At 35.1% G+C, this 16,834-nt stretch carries 23 protein-coding genes and 1 pseudogene; 14 read left to right on the top strand and 10 right to left on the bottom strand.

The genetic code is table 11. From position 1 onward, the window contains the following. Positions 1-187: 187 nt before the first annotated feature. The 9 genes from GGG_RS20445 to GGG_RS0107700 all read left to right on the top strand — a co-directional run bounded on the left by GGG_RS20445 (position 188) and on the right by GGG_RS0107700 (position 5,512). Positions 188-1,021, top strand: coding sequence for a hypothetical protein (locus GGG_RS20445; RefSeq protein WP_010113590.1), 834 nt, complete (start codon positions 188-190; stop codon positions 1,019-1,021). A 109-nt stretch (positions 1,022-1,130) separates the two neighbouring features. Continuing rightward, entirely contained in the window at positions 1,131-1,274 is a 144-nt protein-coding gene (locus GGG_RS20605; protein WP_010113592.1) for a hypothetical protein, read from the top strand. Between the two features lie 118 nt (positions 1,275-1,392). Beyond that, positions 1,393-1,971, top strand: a complete 579-nt coding sequence (locus GGG_RS0107670) for a DUF4126 family protein (protein WP_010113594.1) — start codon at positions 1,393-1,395, stop codon at positions 1,969-1,971. A 415-nt stretch (positions 1,972-2,386) separates the two neighbouring features. Then, positions 2,387-2,791: a hypothetical protein gene (locus GGG_RS0107675; protein WP_010113597.1), complete on the top strand. Its 405-nt coding sequence runs from the start codon at positions 2,387-2,389 to the stop codon at positions 2,789-2,791. 21 nt (positions 2,792-2,812) lie between these two features. Beyond that, positions 2,813-3,022, top strand: a complete 210-nt coding sequence (locus tag GGG_RS20845) for a hypothetical protein (RefSeq protein ID WP_010113598.1) — start codon at positions 2,813-2,815, stop codon at positions 3,020-3,022. A gap of 41 nt (positions 3,023-3,063) precedes the next feature. Then, positions 3,064-3,333, top strand: a complete 270-nt coding sequence (locus tag GGG_RS0107685) for a hypothetical protein (protein ID WP_010113599.1) — start codon at positions 3,064-3,066, stop codon at positions 3,331-3,333. A gap of 68 nt (positions 3,334-3,401) precedes the next feature. Then, a complete protein-coding gene (locus tag GGG_RS0107690; protein ID WP_010113600.1) occupies positions 3,402-4,121 on the top strand; it encodes a hypothetical protein in 720 nt (239 codons plus the stop codon). 171 nt (positions 4,122-4,292) lie between these two features. Then, positions 4,293-4,754, top strand: a complete 462-nt coding sequence (locus tag GGG_RS0107695) for a hypothetical protein (protein ID WP_010113601.1) — start codon at positions 4,293-4,295, stop codon at positions 4,752-4,754. Between the two features lie 305 nt (positions 4,755-5,059). Next, positions 5,060-5,512 carry a hypothetical protein gene (locus GGG_RS0107700; protein WP_010113603.1) on the top strand — a complete coding sequence of 151 codons (453 nt, stop codon included), beginning with the start codon at positions 5,060-5,062 and terminating at the stop codon, positions 5,510-5,512. Between the two features lie 134 nt (positions 5,513-5,646). Here GGG_RS0107700 and GGG_RS21525 read toward each other — a convergent pair whose 3' ends face one another. Then, on the bottom strand, positions 5,647-5,772 hold the full coding sequence (locus GGG_RS21525; protein ID WP_264650121.1) for a hypothetical protein: 126 nt from the start codon (positions 5,770-5,772) through the stop codon (positions 5,647-5,649). Positions 5,773-6,228: 456 nt separating this feature from the next. On the opposite strand from GGG_RS21525, the gene GGG_RS0107705 reads away from it, so the two are divergent. Beyond that, a complete protein-coding gene (locus tag GGG_RS0107705) occupies positions 6,229-7,074 on the top strand; it encodes a GGDEF domain-containing protein (RefSeq protein ID WP_010113604.1) in 846 nt (281 codons plus the stop codon). An 86-nt stretch (positions 7,075-7,160) separates the two neighbouring features. On the opposite strand, the gene GGG_RS0107710 is transcribed toward GGG_RS0107705, so the two are convergent. From GGG_RS0107710 to GGG_RS0107735, 6 genes are all read right to left on the bottom strand, one after another. Then, positions 7,161-7,577 (bottom strand): hypothetical protein, encoded by a 417-nt coding sequence (locus tag GGG_RS0107710; RefSeq protein WP_010113606.1) that lies wholly within the window; start codon positions 7,575-7,577, stop codon positions 7,161-7,163. Between the two features lie 9 nt (positions 7,578-7,586). Further along, positions 7,587-8,120, bottom strand: coding sequence for an ATP/GTP-binding protein (locus tag GGG_RS0107715; RefSeq protein ID WP_010113607.1), 534 nt, complete (start codon positions 8,118-8,120; stop codon positions 7,587-7,589). A 14-nt stretch (positions 8,121-8,134) separates the two neighbouring features. Further along, positions 8,135-9,037 (bottom strand): hypothetical protein, encoded by a 903-nt coding sequence (locus GGG_RS19605; protein WP_010113609.1) that lies wholly within the window; start codon positions 9,035-9,037, stop codon positions 8,135-8,137. Positions 9,038-9,582: 545 nt separating this feature from the next. Further along, complete coding sequence (locus tag GGG_RS0107725; protein WP_010113611.1) at positions 9,583-10,242, bottom strand: hypothetical protein; 660 nt, start codon at positions 10,240-10,242, stop codon at positions 9,583-9,585. Positions 10,243-10,257: 15 nt separating this feature from the next. Next, the gene (locus GGG_RS0107730; RefSeq protein WP_010113613.1) at positions 10,258-10,698 is read right to left on the bottom strand and encodes a ClpXP protease specificity-enhancing factor; all 441 of its coding nucleotides are present in this window, start codon (positions 10,696-10,698) and stop codon (positions 10,258-10,260) included. Positions 10,699-10,724: 26 nt separating this feature from the next. Beyond that, positions 10,725-11,378 (bottom strand): glutathione S-transferase N-terminal domain-containing protein, encoded by a 654-nt coding sequence (locus GGG_RS0107735; RefSeq protein WP_010113615.1) that lies wholly within the window; start codon positions 11,376-11,378, stop codon positions 10,725-10,727. 123 nt (positions 11,379-11,501) lie between these two features. On the opposite strand from GGG_RS0107735, the pseudogene GGG_RS19610 reads away from it, so the two are divergent. Continuing rightward, positions 11,502-11,940 (top strand): annotated as a pseudogene (locus GGG_RS19610) (hypothetical protein). A gap of 161 nt (positions 11,941-12,101) precedes the next feature. On the opposite strand, the gene rpsI reads toward GGG_RS19610, so the two are convergent. Next, the gene (rpsI, locus tag GGG_RS0107745; protein ID WP_010113617.1) at positions 12,102-12,488 is read right to left on the bottom strand and encodes a 30S ribosomal protein S9; all 387 of its coding nucleotides are present in this window, start codon (positions 12,486-12,488) and stop codon (positions 12,102-12,104) included. 12 nt (positions 12,489-12,500) lie between these two features. Next, positions 12,501-12,929: a 50S ribosomal protein L13 gene (rplM, locus tag GGG_RS0107750; protein WP_002117832.1), complete on the bottom strand. Its 429-nt coding sequence runs from the start codon at positions 12,927-12,929 to the stop codon at positions 12,501-12,503. A 435-nt stretch (positions 12,930-13,364) separates the two neighbouring features. Here rplM and pdxA point away from each other — a divergent pair, with 435 nt between their 5' ends. From pdxA to GGG_RS0107765, 3 genes are read left to right on the top strand one after another with little or no spacing between them, the layout of a single operon-like run. Then, the gene (pdxA, locus tag GGG_RS0107755) at positions 13,365-14,348 is read left to right on the top strand and encodes a 4-hydroxythreonine-4-phosphate dehydrogenase PdxA (RefSeq protein WP_171057672.1); all 984 of its coding nucleotides are present in this window, start codon (positions 13,365-13,367) and stop codon (positions 14,346-14,348) included. 19 nt (positions 14,349-14,367) lie between these two features. Then, the gene (rsmA, locus tag GGG_RS0107760; protein ID WP_010113638.1) at positions 14,368-15,180 is read left to right on the top strand and encodes a 16S rRNA (adenine(1518)-N(6)/adenine(1519)-N(6))-dimethyltransferase RsmA; all 813 of its coding nucleotides are present in this window, start codon (positions 14,368-14,370) and stop codon (positions 15,178-15,180) included. Next, positions 15,181-16,038 carry a symmetrical bis(5'-nucleosyl)-tetraphosphatase gene (locus GGG_RS0107765; RefSeq protein ID WP_010113639.1) on the top strand — a complete coding sequence of 286 codons (858 nt, stop codon included), beginning with the start codon at positions 15,181-15,183 and terminating at the stop codon, positions 16,036-16,038. It abuts the gene before it with no gap. Positions 16,039-16,201: 163 nt separating this feature from the next. On the opposite strand, the gene GGG_RS0107770 is transcribed toward GGG_RS0107765, so the two are convergent. Then, on the bottom strand, positions 16,202-16,654 hold the full coding sequence (locus tag GGG_RS0107770) for a DUF2147 domain-containing protein (RefSeq protein WP_010113640.1): 453 nt from the start codon (positions 16,652-16,654) through the stop codon (positions 16,202-16,204). Between the last annotated feature and the right edge of the window lie 180 nt (positions 16,655-16,834).

A 16,834-nucleotide genomic window follows, 5' to 3' on the forward strand; every position in this document is an offset into this window, starting at 1 on the left:
TATAAAAGGTGAGAAGAATTGCTTAGCAAGGGGAGATTAAAGTTATTGATATTGTTGTAAAAAGACCCTACTGTTAAGTGGGGTTTTTTATCTGACCATATAATATTTAGGTAGATTATTTATAATACTATGTCTTATTTTATTTCTAGTTACTGAAATAGTAACTCTATTATTTATAAGGATTTATATGAAACGAAGATTTCTTAATATTAGTAAAACACGTATAATTTTTATTGATTTGGAGTTTTATGTTCCTGAATGTAATAGACTTAAGCATGGGTTTAGCTACAACCCTTATGACGGAGAATCAATACTCTTAGGTGGTTCATTTTATATTACAAAAGCAGTAAAAGAAGAGTTAGAGAAATCTGATGTTGCATTACAAGCAAAAATTCAGTCCATATGGTTATGGAATTGTACAAGCGAAAAAGAATTAGTAGGCAAATTTTACCAAAAACTAAAGTCCACATTAGATTTTATCCAAAAAGCGGACATGGCGATTTCACCTGTATTATGTGGAATTGGAGTTCAAAATTCAGATGTACCAATATTAATGGCACTTTTTGAAAGATATAATTTTTTGTCAAAGAAAGATGCTTTTAAGTTTATGAATCAATTTAGAGTTATTGATTTATCTGTTTTGGGAATACCATTCTTTAATAACTCTACATATTTTTTGTACCCTAAGCAGAAAAATCAGTTGTTAAATAAGTTTTACAAGGATTGTGTTTTTGAGGATGGGAGAGGTGTATGGGATTTATATGAACAAAAACAATTAGCTTTAATAGAAGAAAGAACTAAAGATGAAATTCTCTATACTGTTAAGATGTATGGGAAAATGAAAAGAGGTATTGATGATTTGAAATTGGCTGAGGAATGCTATAAAAAGCATCAGAAAATTAAAAATCAAGAAAAAACGATCGAAGCAGAAAAGCTTTTAAAATCACTTACTGAAATGCCTTCTGATTTCTATTCCGAAGAAAGAGTAGATGAGCCACCACAAGAGCGAGAAGATATTTAAAACCATTTCTTAAAAAAATGACACCATCATTTTTCAAAATAGACAGTAGACATACATAAAAAAATGACTATACTTTATTCACCATTTCTAAAACCTATGGAGAACAAAAATGGTCATTGCAGGCTCTAAACCAGGAACTGGCTTCTATTTTTGTGTTCAATGCGGGCACCGCACCTACTTAGAAATTGGTACAGACCGTTTACCCCCGTGTACCAAATGCCTTGGCAATCAATTCAACAACAAGAATGCCTAAGCTGCACAAATAAAACAGTTATCCTCTGTTTTAAATAAAAGCCCTATCACTTGATAGGGCTTTTTGTTAATTTAGAAGCAATATAGAAATATAAAGAAATCAAGACAGGGAAGTGATGATGGAAATAATCCTGAGCTTATGTATAGGGATCGGTTTAAGTGCCGCTTGTGGCTTTCGAGTCTTTGTCCCGCTATTTGTAATGAGCGTTGCATCATTGATGGGATGGTTTGAACCGATGCAAGGCTTTGAATGGTTGGCAATGCCATCGGTATGCATAGGTTTAGCAGTCGCGACAATCTGTGAAATCGGTGCTTATTACATTCCGTGGGTGGATAATGCATTAGATACCATTGCTACACCCGCAGCGATGATTGCTGGAACATTGACAACCATGGCGGTCAGTAGTGGAGAAATGTCACAATTTGCAGGTTGGGCAGCAGCCATCATTGTCGGTGGTGGAACAGCTACAGCCGTACAAATGAGTACAGTGGCTGCACGTGGCGTATCAACGGCAACTACAGGCGGTTTAGGTAATTTTGTTATCGCCACAGGTGAGTGGATTAGCGCAATATTACTCTCCATTATGGCTATGGTTGTACCTGTATTTGTTGCCATAGCAGTGTTCATACTGATCGTATTGGTAATACGTTGGATACGATTGAAAAGGCAAGAAAATGAGCTAAGTCCTTTGTCCTAACTATTTAAAATTGAGCTGTTTTTTAGATGTATTTAGATGAAAAATAGCTCAATGATTAACGCTCTAAATACCTAAAATTAATGTATTTAAATGCGTCTAGTGACTTTAATTTTTCTGCTCTCGCTAAAGCCCTCTACTAAACTTCTAATTCTAAAACGCTAATCTAAGCATTCTAAAAACGAACTTCTCGATTGTGCATCGCAAATTGGTCAGTTATGAATGTAATTTAAACGCTTTACCTCAAAACCTTTAAAATCAGCAACGCGATTTAAAATGATTCATTTCGATGTTTTAAATATATCGTTAAGTAAAAAATGAATAAAAAGTATGCTAAAAAAGATTGATGTTATCTATAAATTATTCTAATTTTATAAAATAGTCGTGATAAAACTCAACTCATTTTAAATGGATTTTGATGCGAAAAATATACTATGTCAGTGAATCTATTCGATTTGCTATGGGGTTAGGCTTTCTGTCTGCTTTGATGGCAATAGGTCTTGTTCTTCTTATCATTTTGGCACTTCTTCAAGATCATAATGGAATGGGAGTGGCTGAGTATATTCTGAAAAATTTAGTATTTCTGGTACTTTCAGGAATAGTAATTGGTTTTTTCTTATTTGGTGCTATTTATTACCTTTTAACGGGTACAGGAAAATATCGTATCGACAGTGAAGGCTTACAATATAAAAAGGGCTCTACCCATAGAGTAATCAGATGGCAAGAAATTCAACGAATTGAGACAGATGGTTTTGGGACATTGATGATCCATGCACCCAATAAAAGGTTTATGTTTTCCTTACTTGCAGTACACCAATCTTAGGATTTTGATGAGTCATTTCATTTGAATTTTCAATCAATATTAGAGTCCTTTGCAGAAGTGTTGCGATTTAGTGGAATGCTAAAGCAGAAAGAAATAAGCCCTTACGCAGAGGAAGTTGCAGGTTTTATTTTTGAAAAACTTGAGCAGCTCCGGATTGAGCTTGAGTACAATACGAGATGTGGTTTTAAGTGGAATAAAAATGTAAAAGCAACCGATGAAAAGTTTGAATAAAGATCATCGTTTAACAAAAGAAAAATTTAAAAGGATAGAGAATGGAAAATCAAGCAACTAAAAAAGGTTTCTTTAATCAGGGCTTATCTACATCAGCATATTTGATGTGTGGCTGGCCATTCATTTTAGTATTTGTGGGCGGAGCAATCGGTGGTGGTTTAGGTGCTTTAGCGTACTATATCAATTTGAAAATTTATAAATCTAATTTATCAAATGCCTACAAGGTTATTTTAAATATTCTGACAGGAATTAGCGCAATTATTGTGTGGTATATGATCGCAGTTTCTATACGTGTATATTTTCAACAGTGAACATTTGCTGTGGTTTCACCGATTATTTTTCGCTAATTTAAGTCAAATATTTTCAGAGTGAGGAAATAATGAAATCACAGATTTTCGCTACATTTTTCACATTATCTACGCTATTTTTTATTCCACTTATTTCACTAATTCCACAAGCAGGCTTTGCCAAAGAGCAACTAACAGCAGAGCAAATCAAATTACAAAAAGATCAAATTCAGTACAAAGCTTATATTCCTAAAACATTTCATTTATTTGAAGCTGTCGAAGGTGATTTAAATAAAGATGGAACGAAAGATTTAGTACTTATTGTCAAAGCGACAGATCCAAGTCGATGGGTAAACCATGAGTATCGAGGGAAGCTGGATCGAAATCGTCGAGGGATGATTATCTTAATCAATCAAAAAGGGTCATATAAAAAAGTCGTTCAAAATTTATCATGCTTCAGTTCTGAAAACGAAGATGGAGGTGTGTATTTTGCACCTGATTTATGGTTTGAGATTCAAAATAATATTTTAAATATCAATTATGCACATGGTCGCTATGGTGCTTGGGGTTATCGTTTTAGATTAGAAAATGATGATATGCGTTTAATCGGTTATGAGGATAGCAGTAATCACGGGCCTTATGTCGAAAGCCAAACCAGTATTAATTTTTTAACAGGTAAAAAACTATATCGAGAGAATATGAATAAAGATCCTGAGGGTGATCCAAAGTTTAAAGAAACGTGGACAAAAATTAAGGTCAAGCCTATTTTTCTGTCAGAAATAAAAGATTTTAATGAATTTGATGTGCCATAACTAAAAGTAGAATAGTTAAATTCGATCACAAATAATACAAATGGTGTGACTTTGGTTATTTAATATATGCTTAAAATACGACCAAAGTCTTATATGTGAATATTTAATTATAATAAAATCAGTGTTAATAATAATTCACAAAACAAAAAACACACGGGGATAGGTGAAATAATGAAAACATTTGAAATCGAAATAAACTTACCTGCGCAGGGGCATTTTCCAAGAAAAGAATCCTTTGAAACGCATGATATTACGCAAATTCAAGGTAAATTTTACAGCATTCAATGGCGACGTATTTTTCTCACGCAACTGCAATTAGAAAATTCAGAAGTATCATTTGCTGTGGTGGATATCGATACTCAGCAGTATTTACATATTCAATTAAACACGCAATCAACCAAGGCTGAACCTGTTTTTCAAATCGACAGTAATATTCAATTCATCGTAGAAAACAAAGAGTTTTTTGGTATGTTCACTCGTAAAAAGCAATATGAAGTCATTTATAAAAATCTCACTCAAAACCAAGTTTCAGAGCAGTTAGATTTATTTTTAAATGGGCATATTGAGGAAATGACTGAACAATATAAGCAGTTACTACATAAGAAAATGTTGCAAGTGCAACGCATTGCTTAATGTATTTAAAGCATCGCATTTAAGACATTGCATTTAACATCATATTTAAGGCTTCGTAGGATAAGGGAAATTTATTTTCCTTATCTCCAAATAGTCATAAACTGATTTACATATTGAATTAAGTTGAATAAGGAATAAAACTAAAAATATAAAGCAAGTCATTAAAATATAATATTTGGTTGAATTTGTCACAAATATTCATTTTAAATCAATCACTAATTTAAAATTTATATCCGAAATCACTGTGAATTAAGATGAGTATTGTTAAACTAGCAAAAGACGATAAGGACATGAGTCGCATAAAAATGAGTACATTCAATCTGCAAATTCAATCGTTAAATGCAAGTCATCGTGCAGAAACACATGAAATGACTGAGCTTGATATTGATGCAATTATCGCAAATTTTGAAAAGATCAATTGGCGTCAACAACGTATTCAACAACTGCAAATGGATGGTAAAAGTTCTATTTTCAACGTGACTGATAATGAATCACATGAATATTTGAAAATAACTTTAAACGCATTTTCAGAGTCAGAACAATTTGAATTTAAGCTCGAAAGTAATATTCAGTTGGTCTTTCCACAACGCGAATTGTTTGGATTAATGACGCGTAAAAATAAAGAAACTTTTGTGATTAAACAAGCCAATCTTGAGCAAGCTTTACAAAGTCTACATGCTTTTCTAAATCAAGATAAACCAGCATTAGAAACCCTTTATTTAAAGCGCAAAGCAAAACCAATTTCAGAAGCATCGTAAAAATTGATGCGATGTTTTGACTACGTTTTCTCGATGATAGGCATTGAAGAATGACAGTATTCAATGTCTATTTTTAACCTCGATACTTTTATAAGAATTGGTTGTTTAACTTATTTCAGTATATTTAAGCTTATTTAAGTGTTGTTAGGGATGAGTGAAATCATCCCTTTTGCTTTTTGAGCAGGTGAACGGTAAAAAGTGCTGATAAAATTTCCATTTTTCAGGGTTTTTATGAAATTAAAAATCACTATTTTAGCCATAAAGATAAAAAATCCTAAGTTTTCCCTTATTTGAGAAAAATTTTCCTGAAAATGACTAAAATTGATAGATCTTAGGGAAATAATCCCGAAGCACTTTGGTTAAAGTATGTTTCAAGGGTGTGATAGGGATCGAAAAGAGCAGATTGCTACCAGTTGCGTATAACGTGAGTGTAGTACTTACCCAAAAGGTCTCGATTCGGCTTAGGACGCTATAGATCAAAAGTTTATAGGCAATAGGGTTAGAACTTACAAAGTTTTAATAGTTGAAGTAAACCAACAGATGTTTTCCCTGACACCCAAAATATTCTTAAAGTAAAAGAACATAAAAACATTTAAAACAAAAAATAATATGAAAATTGATACAGTCTGCACAAGACAATCTCAGCATAAAATATTACATTGTTGTAAAGGAAAATGATTTAAAGAAAAAAGATATTCGATAGGGAGGGAAGAACCATGAACTTCATTATTCAATTTGAAAATGTACTTTCAAAAAAAGCGTTCTTTCGCCGTGTGCTTTTATTCGTCATGATCGCTGTATGGGGTGTGATCGATCTGGCAACGGGCTATGAATATTCTTTTGCTGTGTTTTACCTGATCCCAGTTTCAATTGCCGCTTGGTATGATAATAAATACATGACAACGGTCACCATTGTCCTATCGGCATTGACATGGCTATATGCAGATTATGAGGCTGGGCATCATTATTCGAGTTCAATTATCCCTTTTTGGAATACCTGTGCCCGATTGGGATTTTTTAGTATATTTGCTTCTTTATTATTTAAAATTAAAAAAAATTTAGCTGAAATGACACTCATGGCAATGCGTGATTCATTAACTTCATTGAACAATACTCGTGCTTTTAATGTTGAATATCAAACGCTGAAAAGAAGACAACCTAAAAAAGATCAAACACTCGCAGTTGGCCTGATTGACCTTGATGGTTTTAAGTCAGTTAATGATACCTATGGACACAGTAAAGGGGATGATGTTTTGGTTGAATTTGCGCAGGTGCTTAAACAATCAGTACGTATGAATGATGTTGTGGCACGTATGGGTGGTGATGAATTTGTGGTGATTTTGCAAGATACAAATTCACAAGGTATTGAAGAATATGCCAAAAGATTGAGGAATCAATTCTTACTGAGTGGGCTTAAGCAGCGATATGGTATTGATTTTAGTATGGGGATTCGTATCTATACAGAATTGCCAGATAATTTGGATGAAGCAACACGTCAGGCAGATCAACTGATGTATCAGTCAAAAGCCAGAGGCAAGTCGCAAACAACAATTTTAGCTTAGCGCAAATATAAATAATCTTGCCCATACTTGTATGTTGCTTTAAAAATGCTTCATCACGCTTATCATTTTTAACAAGTGATTTACAGTTAAGTATTATCTTGTTGAACGATTGCTTGGCTTGCTTCTTTTAAATGATACAAAAGTTGCCCGAGCAATACATCTCTTGAGCTAAGTGTAACGATGATCATCGGGTGTTTGGCGCAAGGCACTGAAGTTAAAACCGCTTTACCATTCTCTGCATCCAAAGTCACACTTTGACAACCCGTTAAATTAATTTCACCTAAAAATGCACTCACCATCGCTAAAATTGAGCTACTCACCGCAGCAAGTTTACTAGAGTGAAATTGATGACGTTTGCTGATCGAAGCCAATTCAAAACCGTCTGTTGAGCAGATCATGATAAATTCAATATTATTCACATGGCTCAAAATTTGTTGAATCTGTGTTTTTGCAAATGCAACTAAAGTGGCAGGTGCTGTACGTTGCTCAAGTGAGTTAATCATATGAACTTCCTATAAATATTTTGTTTCTAAAGAGATAATGAGTGTTTCTAATAGTAATAAAACGTCTGATTTTTTACGTGCATCGATAAAAAAAACAGGGAAATTCAAATTTCGTTCCATTAAAGACTGCCGATACTGATGTGTTGAAGTGCTTATCGCTTCATCAACATGAGTGATTCCAATCACAATATTTTCACTATATTGTCTAAATGTTTTTAGATAGTAGTCTAATTCTGCTAATGGCGTTTCTAAGCTATGATCAATTAATAGAATCGTACCAATCGCCCCTTTGCAAATCACACCCCACATAAAGTCAAAGCGACCTTGACCAGGTGTACCATAAAGCCCAACTTTATTACCATCTTCTAATGTAATTTCACCATAATCAATACCTACCGTGGTATTGAGCTTTTTATGGCTATGGTCGTCAGTATTATACGCTTCTGTCGCAAGTATAGGGACTTCAGATAATGATTTTATCGCTTCGGTTTTACCAGCACCCATTGAGCCAGCAAAAACAATCTTATACTTTTGAATAATCATAATTGGTCTCAATGTTAAAATTTAAATCTATTTTTTAATTTGCCAAAAAAGCCTTTAAGAAAACCTGTGTTCTCAGTTTGATTCTCTATATTTGATGGTTTATTAAATTGGCAGTCTTTTACTGAAATTAATTCAGCATTACAAATAGCCAAATTTGCAGTGATAAAATGTTGCACGGTATGAACCGGAATATTTAATTTATCTGCAACATGCTGAATTTCAGCACCTAAAATAAAACTGGCAGAAAGTTGCAATAATATTTTTTTATCAGCCATATTCGGTTGAGGCCAAAACCTTAATCTGTATGCTTTATCTAGTGATGGGGCAGTGATTATATTGGGATTTTGCCACACTAAATTGAATAACCAATTTTCTAAATTGTGATGTTGTTTGCGAGATACTTTAATAAAGTCTGTGGTACTTGCTGCTGTATATTGTATAGACGGATCAGTTTTATATGCTTCTCGTGTTGGCTCTAACCATGCTAAATGTGCATGATGGTCAATAATCGCTAAAGTCCCGAATTGATCATTAATCAAAATCTTACGAATTTCTTGTTGATAAATATCTGTAAAAAAATCGATTTCTTTAATATTGGGAGCTTCACTTGGCGTATTCTCCGAATCGATATGATCAGCTGTAACTTCCGGTTTTGGCTCAGATACATTGGTTCGATTGAGTAATTTAATATTGACCCAGTCTTTAAGAATCAGTTCATCATTAATAGGTATACACAGCAAATTTTCATCAGTACTTTCTGTTGGGTCACTATGTTTTGAAATTTTTAAATAAGGTATTTTTTTATTTTGAATAATATTTTGAATATTGTCATGTTCAAAAAAATGTTCATTAATTAAAATACAGTTGATATTTTGATCAGCAATATTGGTCCAATTTATACCAATTGTATTTGGCAATAGTTTTCTCAACCGTATTTTAAGTTCATCTCAGGTGGTTAAACCTAAGCCTGAGATTGCGATATTGATACATTGATTGTTCATAATACCACTTATCTTTGATTGAAAATTCCAAGGTGTATATTAACTAAAATCGTTAAGTAAAATTAATTGCAAATCTGCTCGTTTTAATACAATAGACTTATAAATTTTTTTCGATTAAATATCTGTAATATGACGGTTTTGTGACCTCCATCGTTATTTTCTTTAAATAAATTATTAATTTAATATTAATAGTTTATTTACCATGCTTGGCTTAAATTACCATTGCTGATGATCAAAAATCTATAAGCTTTTTGGAATGAATTGATTAGTTATTCGATATAATAAAATGCAAATTAAGTTTGTTTTAATTTAATGATAAAAATTTGTATTCAAAATCTATATTCTTATTATATTGGTGATTTTTATCACGCAAAATAATTACATTTACTTAAGTAATTTCTTAATGAAAAAAAGCGATCATAAAGATCGCTTTTAATTGTTTATTGAAAGAACTCAGGTTTTTAAGCAAAAATCTTGGTTGCTGCTTCAAAAAGAAAATATAACACCACCAATGCAACGATTGGTTCTGCACCTTTTGCCCAAGCGGGATTCACTGTTTTTACTTCAACAACATCATGGTGATCGGTATGAGCATCAGATTTTTGAACATTGACCATTTGATTAAACTCCTTCATGGTTTCCTCTAATGATAGCTCTTCTTCAGGGATAGGTTGAGAGCCAATCAGCTCAGTCAGTTCGTTTGTTGACCAAACCCAATCTTTTGCCTGCCCAGACAAGTGTTCTATTTGACCAATAACCAGTTCTCGCAGACCTCTTTTACCCAAACTTCCAGCAGTATCGAGTTGTTTCAATTCTGCGATTTGTAATTCGAGAATGTCAGTCGTTGCAGATTCAAGTAAAGCTTTGTCTAAACTGGATAGATTTTGCTTAGATGTAGTGAGGTGTCGTGCAATTTCTTGAGTATAAAGGTGATCTTGTGAAAGTATCTCTTGATACAGCGCATCATCATTTTGACGCCATAAGCTGATCAATTTTCCTAAAGTCAACGCATTGATTTCTTCAATATACATCTTACGCTGTTCTGGCTCGAGTTGAGCTAAAAGCTGAGGCTTTTGAATCTTAATCTGCTCAGCAAAGTATTGTACGAGATCAAAAGCCATCTGGTTTTCCTTCTTCTATTCTAAAATTCTTAAACTTGGTTTTTTCTTTGGTGTATCAGTCGTAGTTTCTGCTTGTTCACTACTATTTGATTTTAAAGCATCTTCATCTATTTGCACATTGGCATATTCGTCAGGATCGAAGAATAAACCTTGTCCATTTTCACGGGCATATAACCCTAAAACGGCATTCATAGGGACATAAATGTCTCTAGACACACCACCAAAACGCGCAGAGAACGTTACCGATTCATTATTGATGTTTAACATGTGTACAGCATGTGGAACGATATTTAACACGATCTGACCATCTTGTATAAACTGTTGTGGCACATCGGTATAAGGTTTAGTCGCATCAACCAAAAGATAAGGAGTTAAATTGTTATCACAAATCCATTCATAAATTGCACGTGCAAGATATGGTCGAGTGGGACTTACATTCAGTTCTTGTTCAGACATTGGAAAATACTCTTTTGATTTGCAATCTAGGGCTTTGTCAAAAATTCACTATATCGGTTCTGTTCTTGCAAAGTCATGGACTTGATAAAAGCAGGACGACTAAAAATTCGTTGGCAATATAGCAAAATTGGACGGCATTGCTGTTTAGGCAACTCAATTCCCATATGTTTTAACCGTATGAAAATTGGGGCTAACATGCAATCTAAAATTGTAAAGTTTTCAGACATGAAATATGGATAATGCTGAAAAAGTGGTGTGAGCGAAATCAAAGTATCGCGTAATTGCTTTTGCGCTTTTTTACTTGCAGCAACATCTAAAGTATCAGGATGGCGTAGCATGAGATCTGCGAGTTTTAACCAGTCTTGTTCTAAGCGCCAAATATATTGTCTTTGTTCTGCTCGTGGAGCAGGCGCATCCGCATAGAGTTTATTCTGACGATAACGATCATCAATGTATTCAGAAATAATTGTAGTATTAAATAGTTTTAAATCATTTTCAATGAGCATCGGAAGTTGATTATAAGGATTCAAACTTGCTAAATCTTCATCATCTTCTTCAACAATAATGAGATGATATTTAATTTGCTTTTCAGCGAGTAGCAATCTAATCCAATGTGAACGAAAGTCATCCTCGTGGCTATACAACGTAATCCCTTGTTGAGGTGCATTTTCGACTGACATATTCCAAAAACTTGGTTAAGTGAATAGCGTAGAATACTAAAAATAGACAATAAAATCACTCTAACTTTAATATGTTTATGATAAGTATCGATCAACTACAAAATGACCAACAAGGAAAAAATGATGCACTCAGTGGGAAATGTGATTAGATCAATCGTTATATTATCTTTAATGACTGTAATTTCAAACACATATGCGAAGCGTCATGATGCGGCTGAGCATGCAGAGGTCGCTCAAGCTGCTGCTTCTGCCGAAGAAGCTGCGTGTTTGGCTGACGAAGCTTGTGATGTCGCTATGCCTGTGGCTGATGAAGATCGATATGGAGGTATTCAGCAGGAATATGTGGTTAAGGGATGTAAGGTCACCATCTATAATGATGGACCAGTGAAAATGGTCGATGAAAAGACGGACGAACCTTGTGATGCACCACTTCCTAAAGATCATCAGTTTTCAAAAGATGTACAAAGCTACCAAGAAAATGACTGCATGATGACTGAGCATAGCGCTATGGATGGTGCGTGATGCGACTATGGATTGTTCAATGCGAGATCAACAGAAATAACTAAACAGCTAAATAAACTGTATTGGCTCGAAGTTAAGCTATTTAAAGCTAAAAGCTCATCTAAATGATTTAATGAAGACTCTTAATGAAAAGCCTAATGAAATTTAGGCATAAAAAAACCTCGGAAAATCCGAGGTTTTTTGTCCGATTCGGTAAACGAATTAACGTTTAGAGAATTGAGGACGTTTACGAGCTTTACGTAAACCAAGTTTCTTACGTTCAACTTCACGAGCATCACGAGTAACGAAACCAGCTTGACGAAGAGCAGGTTTTAAAGTTTCGTCAGCAGCGATCAATGCACGAGTAATACCGTGACGGATAGCGCCAGCTTGACCACCGATACCACCACCAGCAACAGTGATGTAAAGGTCATACTTTTCAGTAGCGTCTAAAAGCTCAAGCGGTTGACGAACAACCATACGAGCAGTTTCACGACCGAAGTACTGTTCAAGAGTACGGTTGTTGATTACGAGTTTACCAGTACCAGCTGATAGGAAAACACGTGCAGTTGCGGTCTTACGGCGACCTGTACCATAATTAGTAGCCATGTGCAGTATCCCTTAGATGTCCAAAACTTGTGGCTGTTGCGCAGCATGCGGATGCTCAGTACCAGCATACACTTTCATTTTTTTGATCATTGCATAACCAAGAGGACCTTTTGGCAACATACCTTTAACTGCTTTTTCAAGAACAGCTTCAGGTTTGTGAGCAATTAACTTCTCGAAGTTAGTCTCACGGATACCACCAGGGAAACCAGTATGGCGATAGTATTTCTTATCAAGTGATTTTTTACCAGTCACTTGAACTTGCTCTGCATTGATAACAACGATGTAGTCACCAGTGTCAACGTGCGGAGTATAAGAAGTTTTGTGCTTACCGCGTAAACGACGAGCGATTTCAGTCGCAAGGCGACCTAAAGTTTTGCCAGAAGCATCAACAACGTACCAGTCGTGTTGAACTTCAGCAGGCTTAGCGCTGAGAGTTTTCATTAAACCACTACCTATTATAGTTGGTTTGGACTATGGAAGCTGTCCAAACAAAAAGGAGACCGAATTCTATCTGAAAGTGAGAAGAATCACAATCAAAATATAGAATTTCAGGTGCATTATTATAAGAGCATTTTATTTAAATTAATAGTCAGTATTTTATCTATCTCGAATTCTTTGGGGGAGGTTTCGGAAACATAGGTAATGACTAGGGTTTAGCAATAATTTAGCAATATGTGTGGCTATTTTTTATTCATAAAATCTATTACATATCAATTTTATAAGCGTATTCACCCCTAAATAAATTGAAATGCTCATTCATTCATTCATTCATTCATTCATTCAATCAATCGTTAATATCAAGTTAATAGCAATTTGGGCGATGACATTGACCATAGGAGGATGATGGAATTAGGTATAAAATAGATCAAAATAAATTTGAAACTCAGGCTCATGCTTCCATTATATGTTACCAGTGGTGAACCCGCAGGAATTGGCCCAGATATCTGTTTAAGTTTGGCTGATCGTATCGATGAACGTCCTATCGTTATTTTGGCCGATCTCGATATGTTGAAGCAACGTGCGCAAATTTTACAAAAAGAGATTAATTTTGTTGAATATAAAGGGCAAACAGAATCTTCGGTTCAAGGTGAACTTTATGTGGAGCATGTGCCAGTCAATCAGGATGTCATTCTTGGTGAATTAAATCCTCAAAATTCGGCCTATGTTTTAGAGCAATTACGTCGTTCGGCAGATTATGCAATGTCAGGTAAAAGTGTCGGTGTTGCCACTGCACCTGTACAGAAATCAGTGATTAATGATGCTGGCATTCATTTCAGTGGGCATACTGAATATTATCAAGAGTTTGCTGGTGTAGATCGTGTCGTAATGATGCTGGCAACCAAAACATTAAGAGTTGCATTGGCGACAACTCATTTACCCTTACGTGATGTTGCAGATGCAATTACCAAACAACGACTGCACCAAGTCATCGACATTCTCATTCATGATCTAAAAACCAAATTCAAAATTAGCAATCCCCGTATTCTGGTTTGTGGCTTAAATCCGCATGCAGGTGAGGGCGGTTATTTAGGGCGTGAGGAAATTGATACCATCAATCCTGTATTGGAAGATTATCGTGCGCAAGGCATTGATATGAGTTTAAGTATGCCTGCAGATACATTATTTACGCCTGAAAATTTGAAAAATGCAGACGCAGTTTTAGCGATGTATCACGATCAAGGCTTACCTGTGTTAAAATCTCAAGGATTCGGTGAAGCCATTAATATTACTTTAGGCTTACCTTTTATTCGAACATCAGTCGATCACGGCACAGCGCTCTCCCTTGCAGGTACTGGACTCGCAAAAGGTTCAAGTTTGCATGTCGCTGTCGATTTAGCGCTTGATCTCGCTCGCAATTAATTTACGTTGGAACTTTTTTATGTATCAAATTAATGCCTTAAACCCAAAAGATGAAGGGCATCATACGCGTAAGCGTTTTGGACAAAACTTTTTACATGACCAACGTGTAATTGCCAAAATCGTGCGTTCTGTTGCGCCACGTTCCGGCGATAATATTGTCGAAATTGGCCCAGGTTTGGCAGCATTAACATCACCGCTCATTGGTGAATGTGATGCGTTAACAGTGGTTGAGCTAGATCGTGACTTAGCAGCAGGCTTACCGGGGCGTGTACCGCATCCTGAGCGTTTAACCATTATTGAAACAGATGCTTTGAAATATGATTTTACTGAACTCTTTCAGGAAGGTCGTCCTTTACGTGTTGTAGGTAACTTACCTTATAATATTTCTACACCTTTACTATTTCATCTCTTGGAATTTGGTGGAAAAGTAAAAGACATGCATTTCATGCTGCAAAAAGAAGTTGTAGATCGAATTACGGCTTCTCCAAATACTAAAGAATATGGTCGTTTATCGGTCATGATTCAATATTTCTGTAAACCTACATTCTTATTTGAAGTGCCACCAGGATCATTTAATCCACCTCCAAAAGTGACTTCTGCGGTTTTCCGTTTAGAGCCATATGCAGATAAACCGATTGTTGCCAAAAATGAAAAAGCTTTGGCGCGTTTGGTTTCTCACGTTTTTACTCAACGTCGTAAGACTTTGCGTAATAGCTTAAAAGGGATGTTGGTTGAAGATGGCTTTGAAAAGGCGGGCGTTGATCCAATGGCTCGTCCAGAAACACTTAGCTTGGCTCAATTTGTTGCATTGTCAGATCAAATGGTGGCTTAAATGACCCGTAAGAATGTTCGCTATAATTATGTCATTGGGGATGTGCAAGGTTGTTTTGAAGCCCTGAAAGCCTTACTCAAAGAAATCCAGTTCGATGCAGATCAAGACTTTATCTGGTTTGCAGGGGATTTAGTGGCACGTGGTGAAAATTCTGTCGGGGCGTTACGTTTCATCAAAAAACTTGTCGATCGTGATGTGGCTGCGACTGTTTTGGGCAATCACGACCTGAATTTACTGGCTGTTGCTCGTGGTATCAAAAAAGCCAAAGATAAAGACAAGATTGATGATGTTATTCATGCACTTGAAAGTGATGACTTGATTGATTGGTTACGCAAGCAACCTTTATGTTTATTTCCAAATGATCAAACGATTTTGACGCATGCGGGCGTACCATGTATTTGGAATGCAAAGCAGACTGCTGAACTCTCTCAAGAAGTTGAAGCTGTTTTGAGCAGTGAAGATTTTGACGTTTTAGACGGTTTTTTAAAAGCGATGTATGGCACTGAACCTGATGTGTGGTCAGAAGGCTTAACTGAGAATGATCGCTTACGTTGTATCACCAATTATTTGACGCGTATGCGCTTGACTGATGCCAATGGTCGCTTGGAATTTAGTTTCAAAGATGCTTTGGATGAGCCGATGCCCGAAGGTTTTAAACCGTGGTTTGAGTTTGAATCTGAAACAGCAAAAACACATCAAATCATTTTTGGACATTGGGCTGCCTTAGAAGGTAAAACGATCAATGCTCAAATCCAAAATGTTGATGGTGGCTGTGTTTGGGGGCAGCAATTGATTGCTTATAGACTTGAAGATAAACAACTTTTTAAAGTTGATAATCCAGTATCTACTTCACTTTAAAATCATTCAGTACTGATTTTAAACTAAAGTACCCAATGAATTACATTGGGTATTTTACATTTGGAGGAATAGATTATTTTTACGATACTTTTAATGTTTAATTTCAGTTGAACTCTTGAAATATTTCTCTGTAGTATTTTTCATATTTAGGATCAATATTTGATTATTTTTCTCTCACCCATGTTTGGGTTCTGCCGATAGCTTGAATCCCAATATAACCATGTACTCGAATGTTATTACCATTCGAACTCAGCTTGATATTTACTTTATAAAATTTACCAGAAAGAGGATCTAGTATTTGCCCATTCCCAAACTGATTTGGCTTTATCTCTTTTACTTTAGAAAAAATAGTCATACCTAAAATAGGCTTATTTTTAAGCGCACCAGTACATTTGGTACAAAATTCTTGAGGTTTGTAACCTGCGCTTGGTGTGACTTTGACAATGGTGCCAAAGTATTCACCGAGTGAATCTTTTTTTATTTCAATTAAAGCTTTGGGCGCATTGGTTTTATCATCAATACTTTGCCAAACACCGACAATATCTTGAGCCAAACTATTTTGTATAGATAAACCAAACATTATGCTAATAGATATAACTTTTACATAATTATTCATTTAAGTATCTCTTATGATTTTTGATTAAAAATTAGCATATTTTATTAAAAATGCAAAATAAATCACGATAAAGTGTATATTTTATTAAATTTAATTTATAAATGATGATTCAAAGTCCTTGTAGATTTTTGTTGAAGCACTTGTGGGATTTTATTGAATCATTTCATCATTTAGATTAGA

It is taken from the genome of Acinetobacter sp. P8-3-8 (genome assembly GCF_000214135.1).
In the GTDB taxonomy this organism is placed as follows: Bacteria; Pseudomonadota; Gammaproteobacteria; order Pseudomonadales; family Moraxellaceae; genus Acinetobacter.

What these genes read in the sequence shown, in the direction of transcription:
- GGG_RS0107715 (WP_010113607.1), bottom strand. Translation starts at nt 8,120, where the DNA reads ATGATTATTCAAAAGTATAAGATTGTTTTTGCTGGCTCAATGGGTGCT.
- GGG_RS0107690 (WP_010113600.1), top strand. Translation starts at nt 3,402, where the DNA reads ATGAAATCACAGATTTTCGCTACATTTTTCACATTATCTACGCTATTT.
- rpsI (WP_010113617.1), bottom strand. Translation starts at nt 12,488, where the DNA reads ATGGCTACTAATTATGGTACAGGTCGCCGTAAGACCGCAACTGCACGT.
- GGG_RS0107705 (WP_010113604.1), top strand. Translation starts at nt 6,229, where the DNA reads ATGAACTTCATTATTCAATTTGAAAATGTACTTTCAAAAAAAGCGTTC.
- GGG_RS0107765 (WP_010113639.1), top strand. Translation starts at nt 15,181, where the DNA reads ATGACCCGTAAGAATGTTCGCTATAATTATGTCATTGGGGATGTGCAA.
- GGG_RS0107700 (WP_010113603.1), top strand. Translation starts at nt 5,060, where the DNA reads ATGAGTACATTCAATCTGCAAATTCAATCGTTAAATGCAAGTCATCGT.
- GGG_RS20445 (WP_010113590.1), top strand. Translation starts at nt 188, where the DNA reads ATGAAACGAAGATTTCTTAATATTAGTAAAACACGTATAATTTTTATT.
- GGG_RS0107675 (WP_010113597.1), top strand. Translation starts at nt 2,387, where the DNA reads ATGCGAAAAATATACTATGTCAGTGAATCTATTCGATTTGCTATGGGG.
- GGG_RS0107770 (WP_010113640.1), bottom strand. Translation starts at nt 16,654, where the DNA reads ATGAATAATTATGTAAAAGTTATATCTATTAGCATAATGTTTGGTTTA.
- rplM (WP_002117832.1), bottom strand. Translation starts at nt 12,929, where the DNA reads ATGAAAACTCTCAGCGCTAAGCCTGCTGAAGTTCAACACGACTGGTAC.
- GGG_RS0107695 (WP_010113601.1), top strand. Translation starts at nt 4,293, where the DNA reads ATGAAAACATTTGAAATCGAAATAAACTTACCTGCGCAGGGGCATTTT.
- GGG_RS0107735 (WP_010113615.1), bottom strand. Translation starts at nt 11,378, where the DNA reads ATGTCAGTCGAAAATGCACCTCAACAAGGGATTACGTTGTATAGCCAC.
- GGG_RS0107730 (WP_010113613.1), bottom strand. Translation starts at nt 10,698, where the DNA reads ATGTCTGAACAAGAACTGAATGTAAGTCCCACTCGACCATATCTTGCA.
- GGG_RS0107685 (WP_010113599.1), top strand. Translation starts at nt 3,064, where the DNA reads ATGGAAAATCAAGCAACTAAAAAAGGTTTCTTTAATCAGGGCTTATCT.
- GGG_RS20605 (WP_010113592.1), top strand. Translation starts at nt 1,131, where the DNA reads ATGGTCATTGCAGGCTCTAAACCAGGAACTGGCTTCTATTTTTGTGTT.
- GGG_RS0107710 (WP_010113606.1), bottom strand. Translation starts at nt 7,577, where the DNA reads ATGATTAACTCACTTGAGCAACGTACAGCACCTGCCACTTTAGTTGCA.
- GGG_RS0107670 (WP_010113594.1), top strand. Translation starts at nt 1,393, where the DNA reads ATGGAAATAATCCTGAGCTTATGTATAGGGATCGGTTTAAGTGCCGCT.
- GGG_RS0107725 (WP_010113611.1), bottom strand. Translation starts at nt 10,242, where the DNA reads ATGGCTTTTGATCTCGTACAATACTTTGCTGAGCAGATTAAGATTCAA.
- rsmA (WP_010113638.1), top strand. Translation starts at nt 14,368, where the DNA reads ATGTATCAAATTAATGCCTTAAACCCAAAAGATGAAGGGCATCATACG.
- GGG_RS21525 (WP_264650121.1), bottom strand. Translation starts at nt 5,772, where the DNA reads ATGGCTAAAATAGTGATTTTTAATTTCATAAAAACCCTGAAAAATGGA.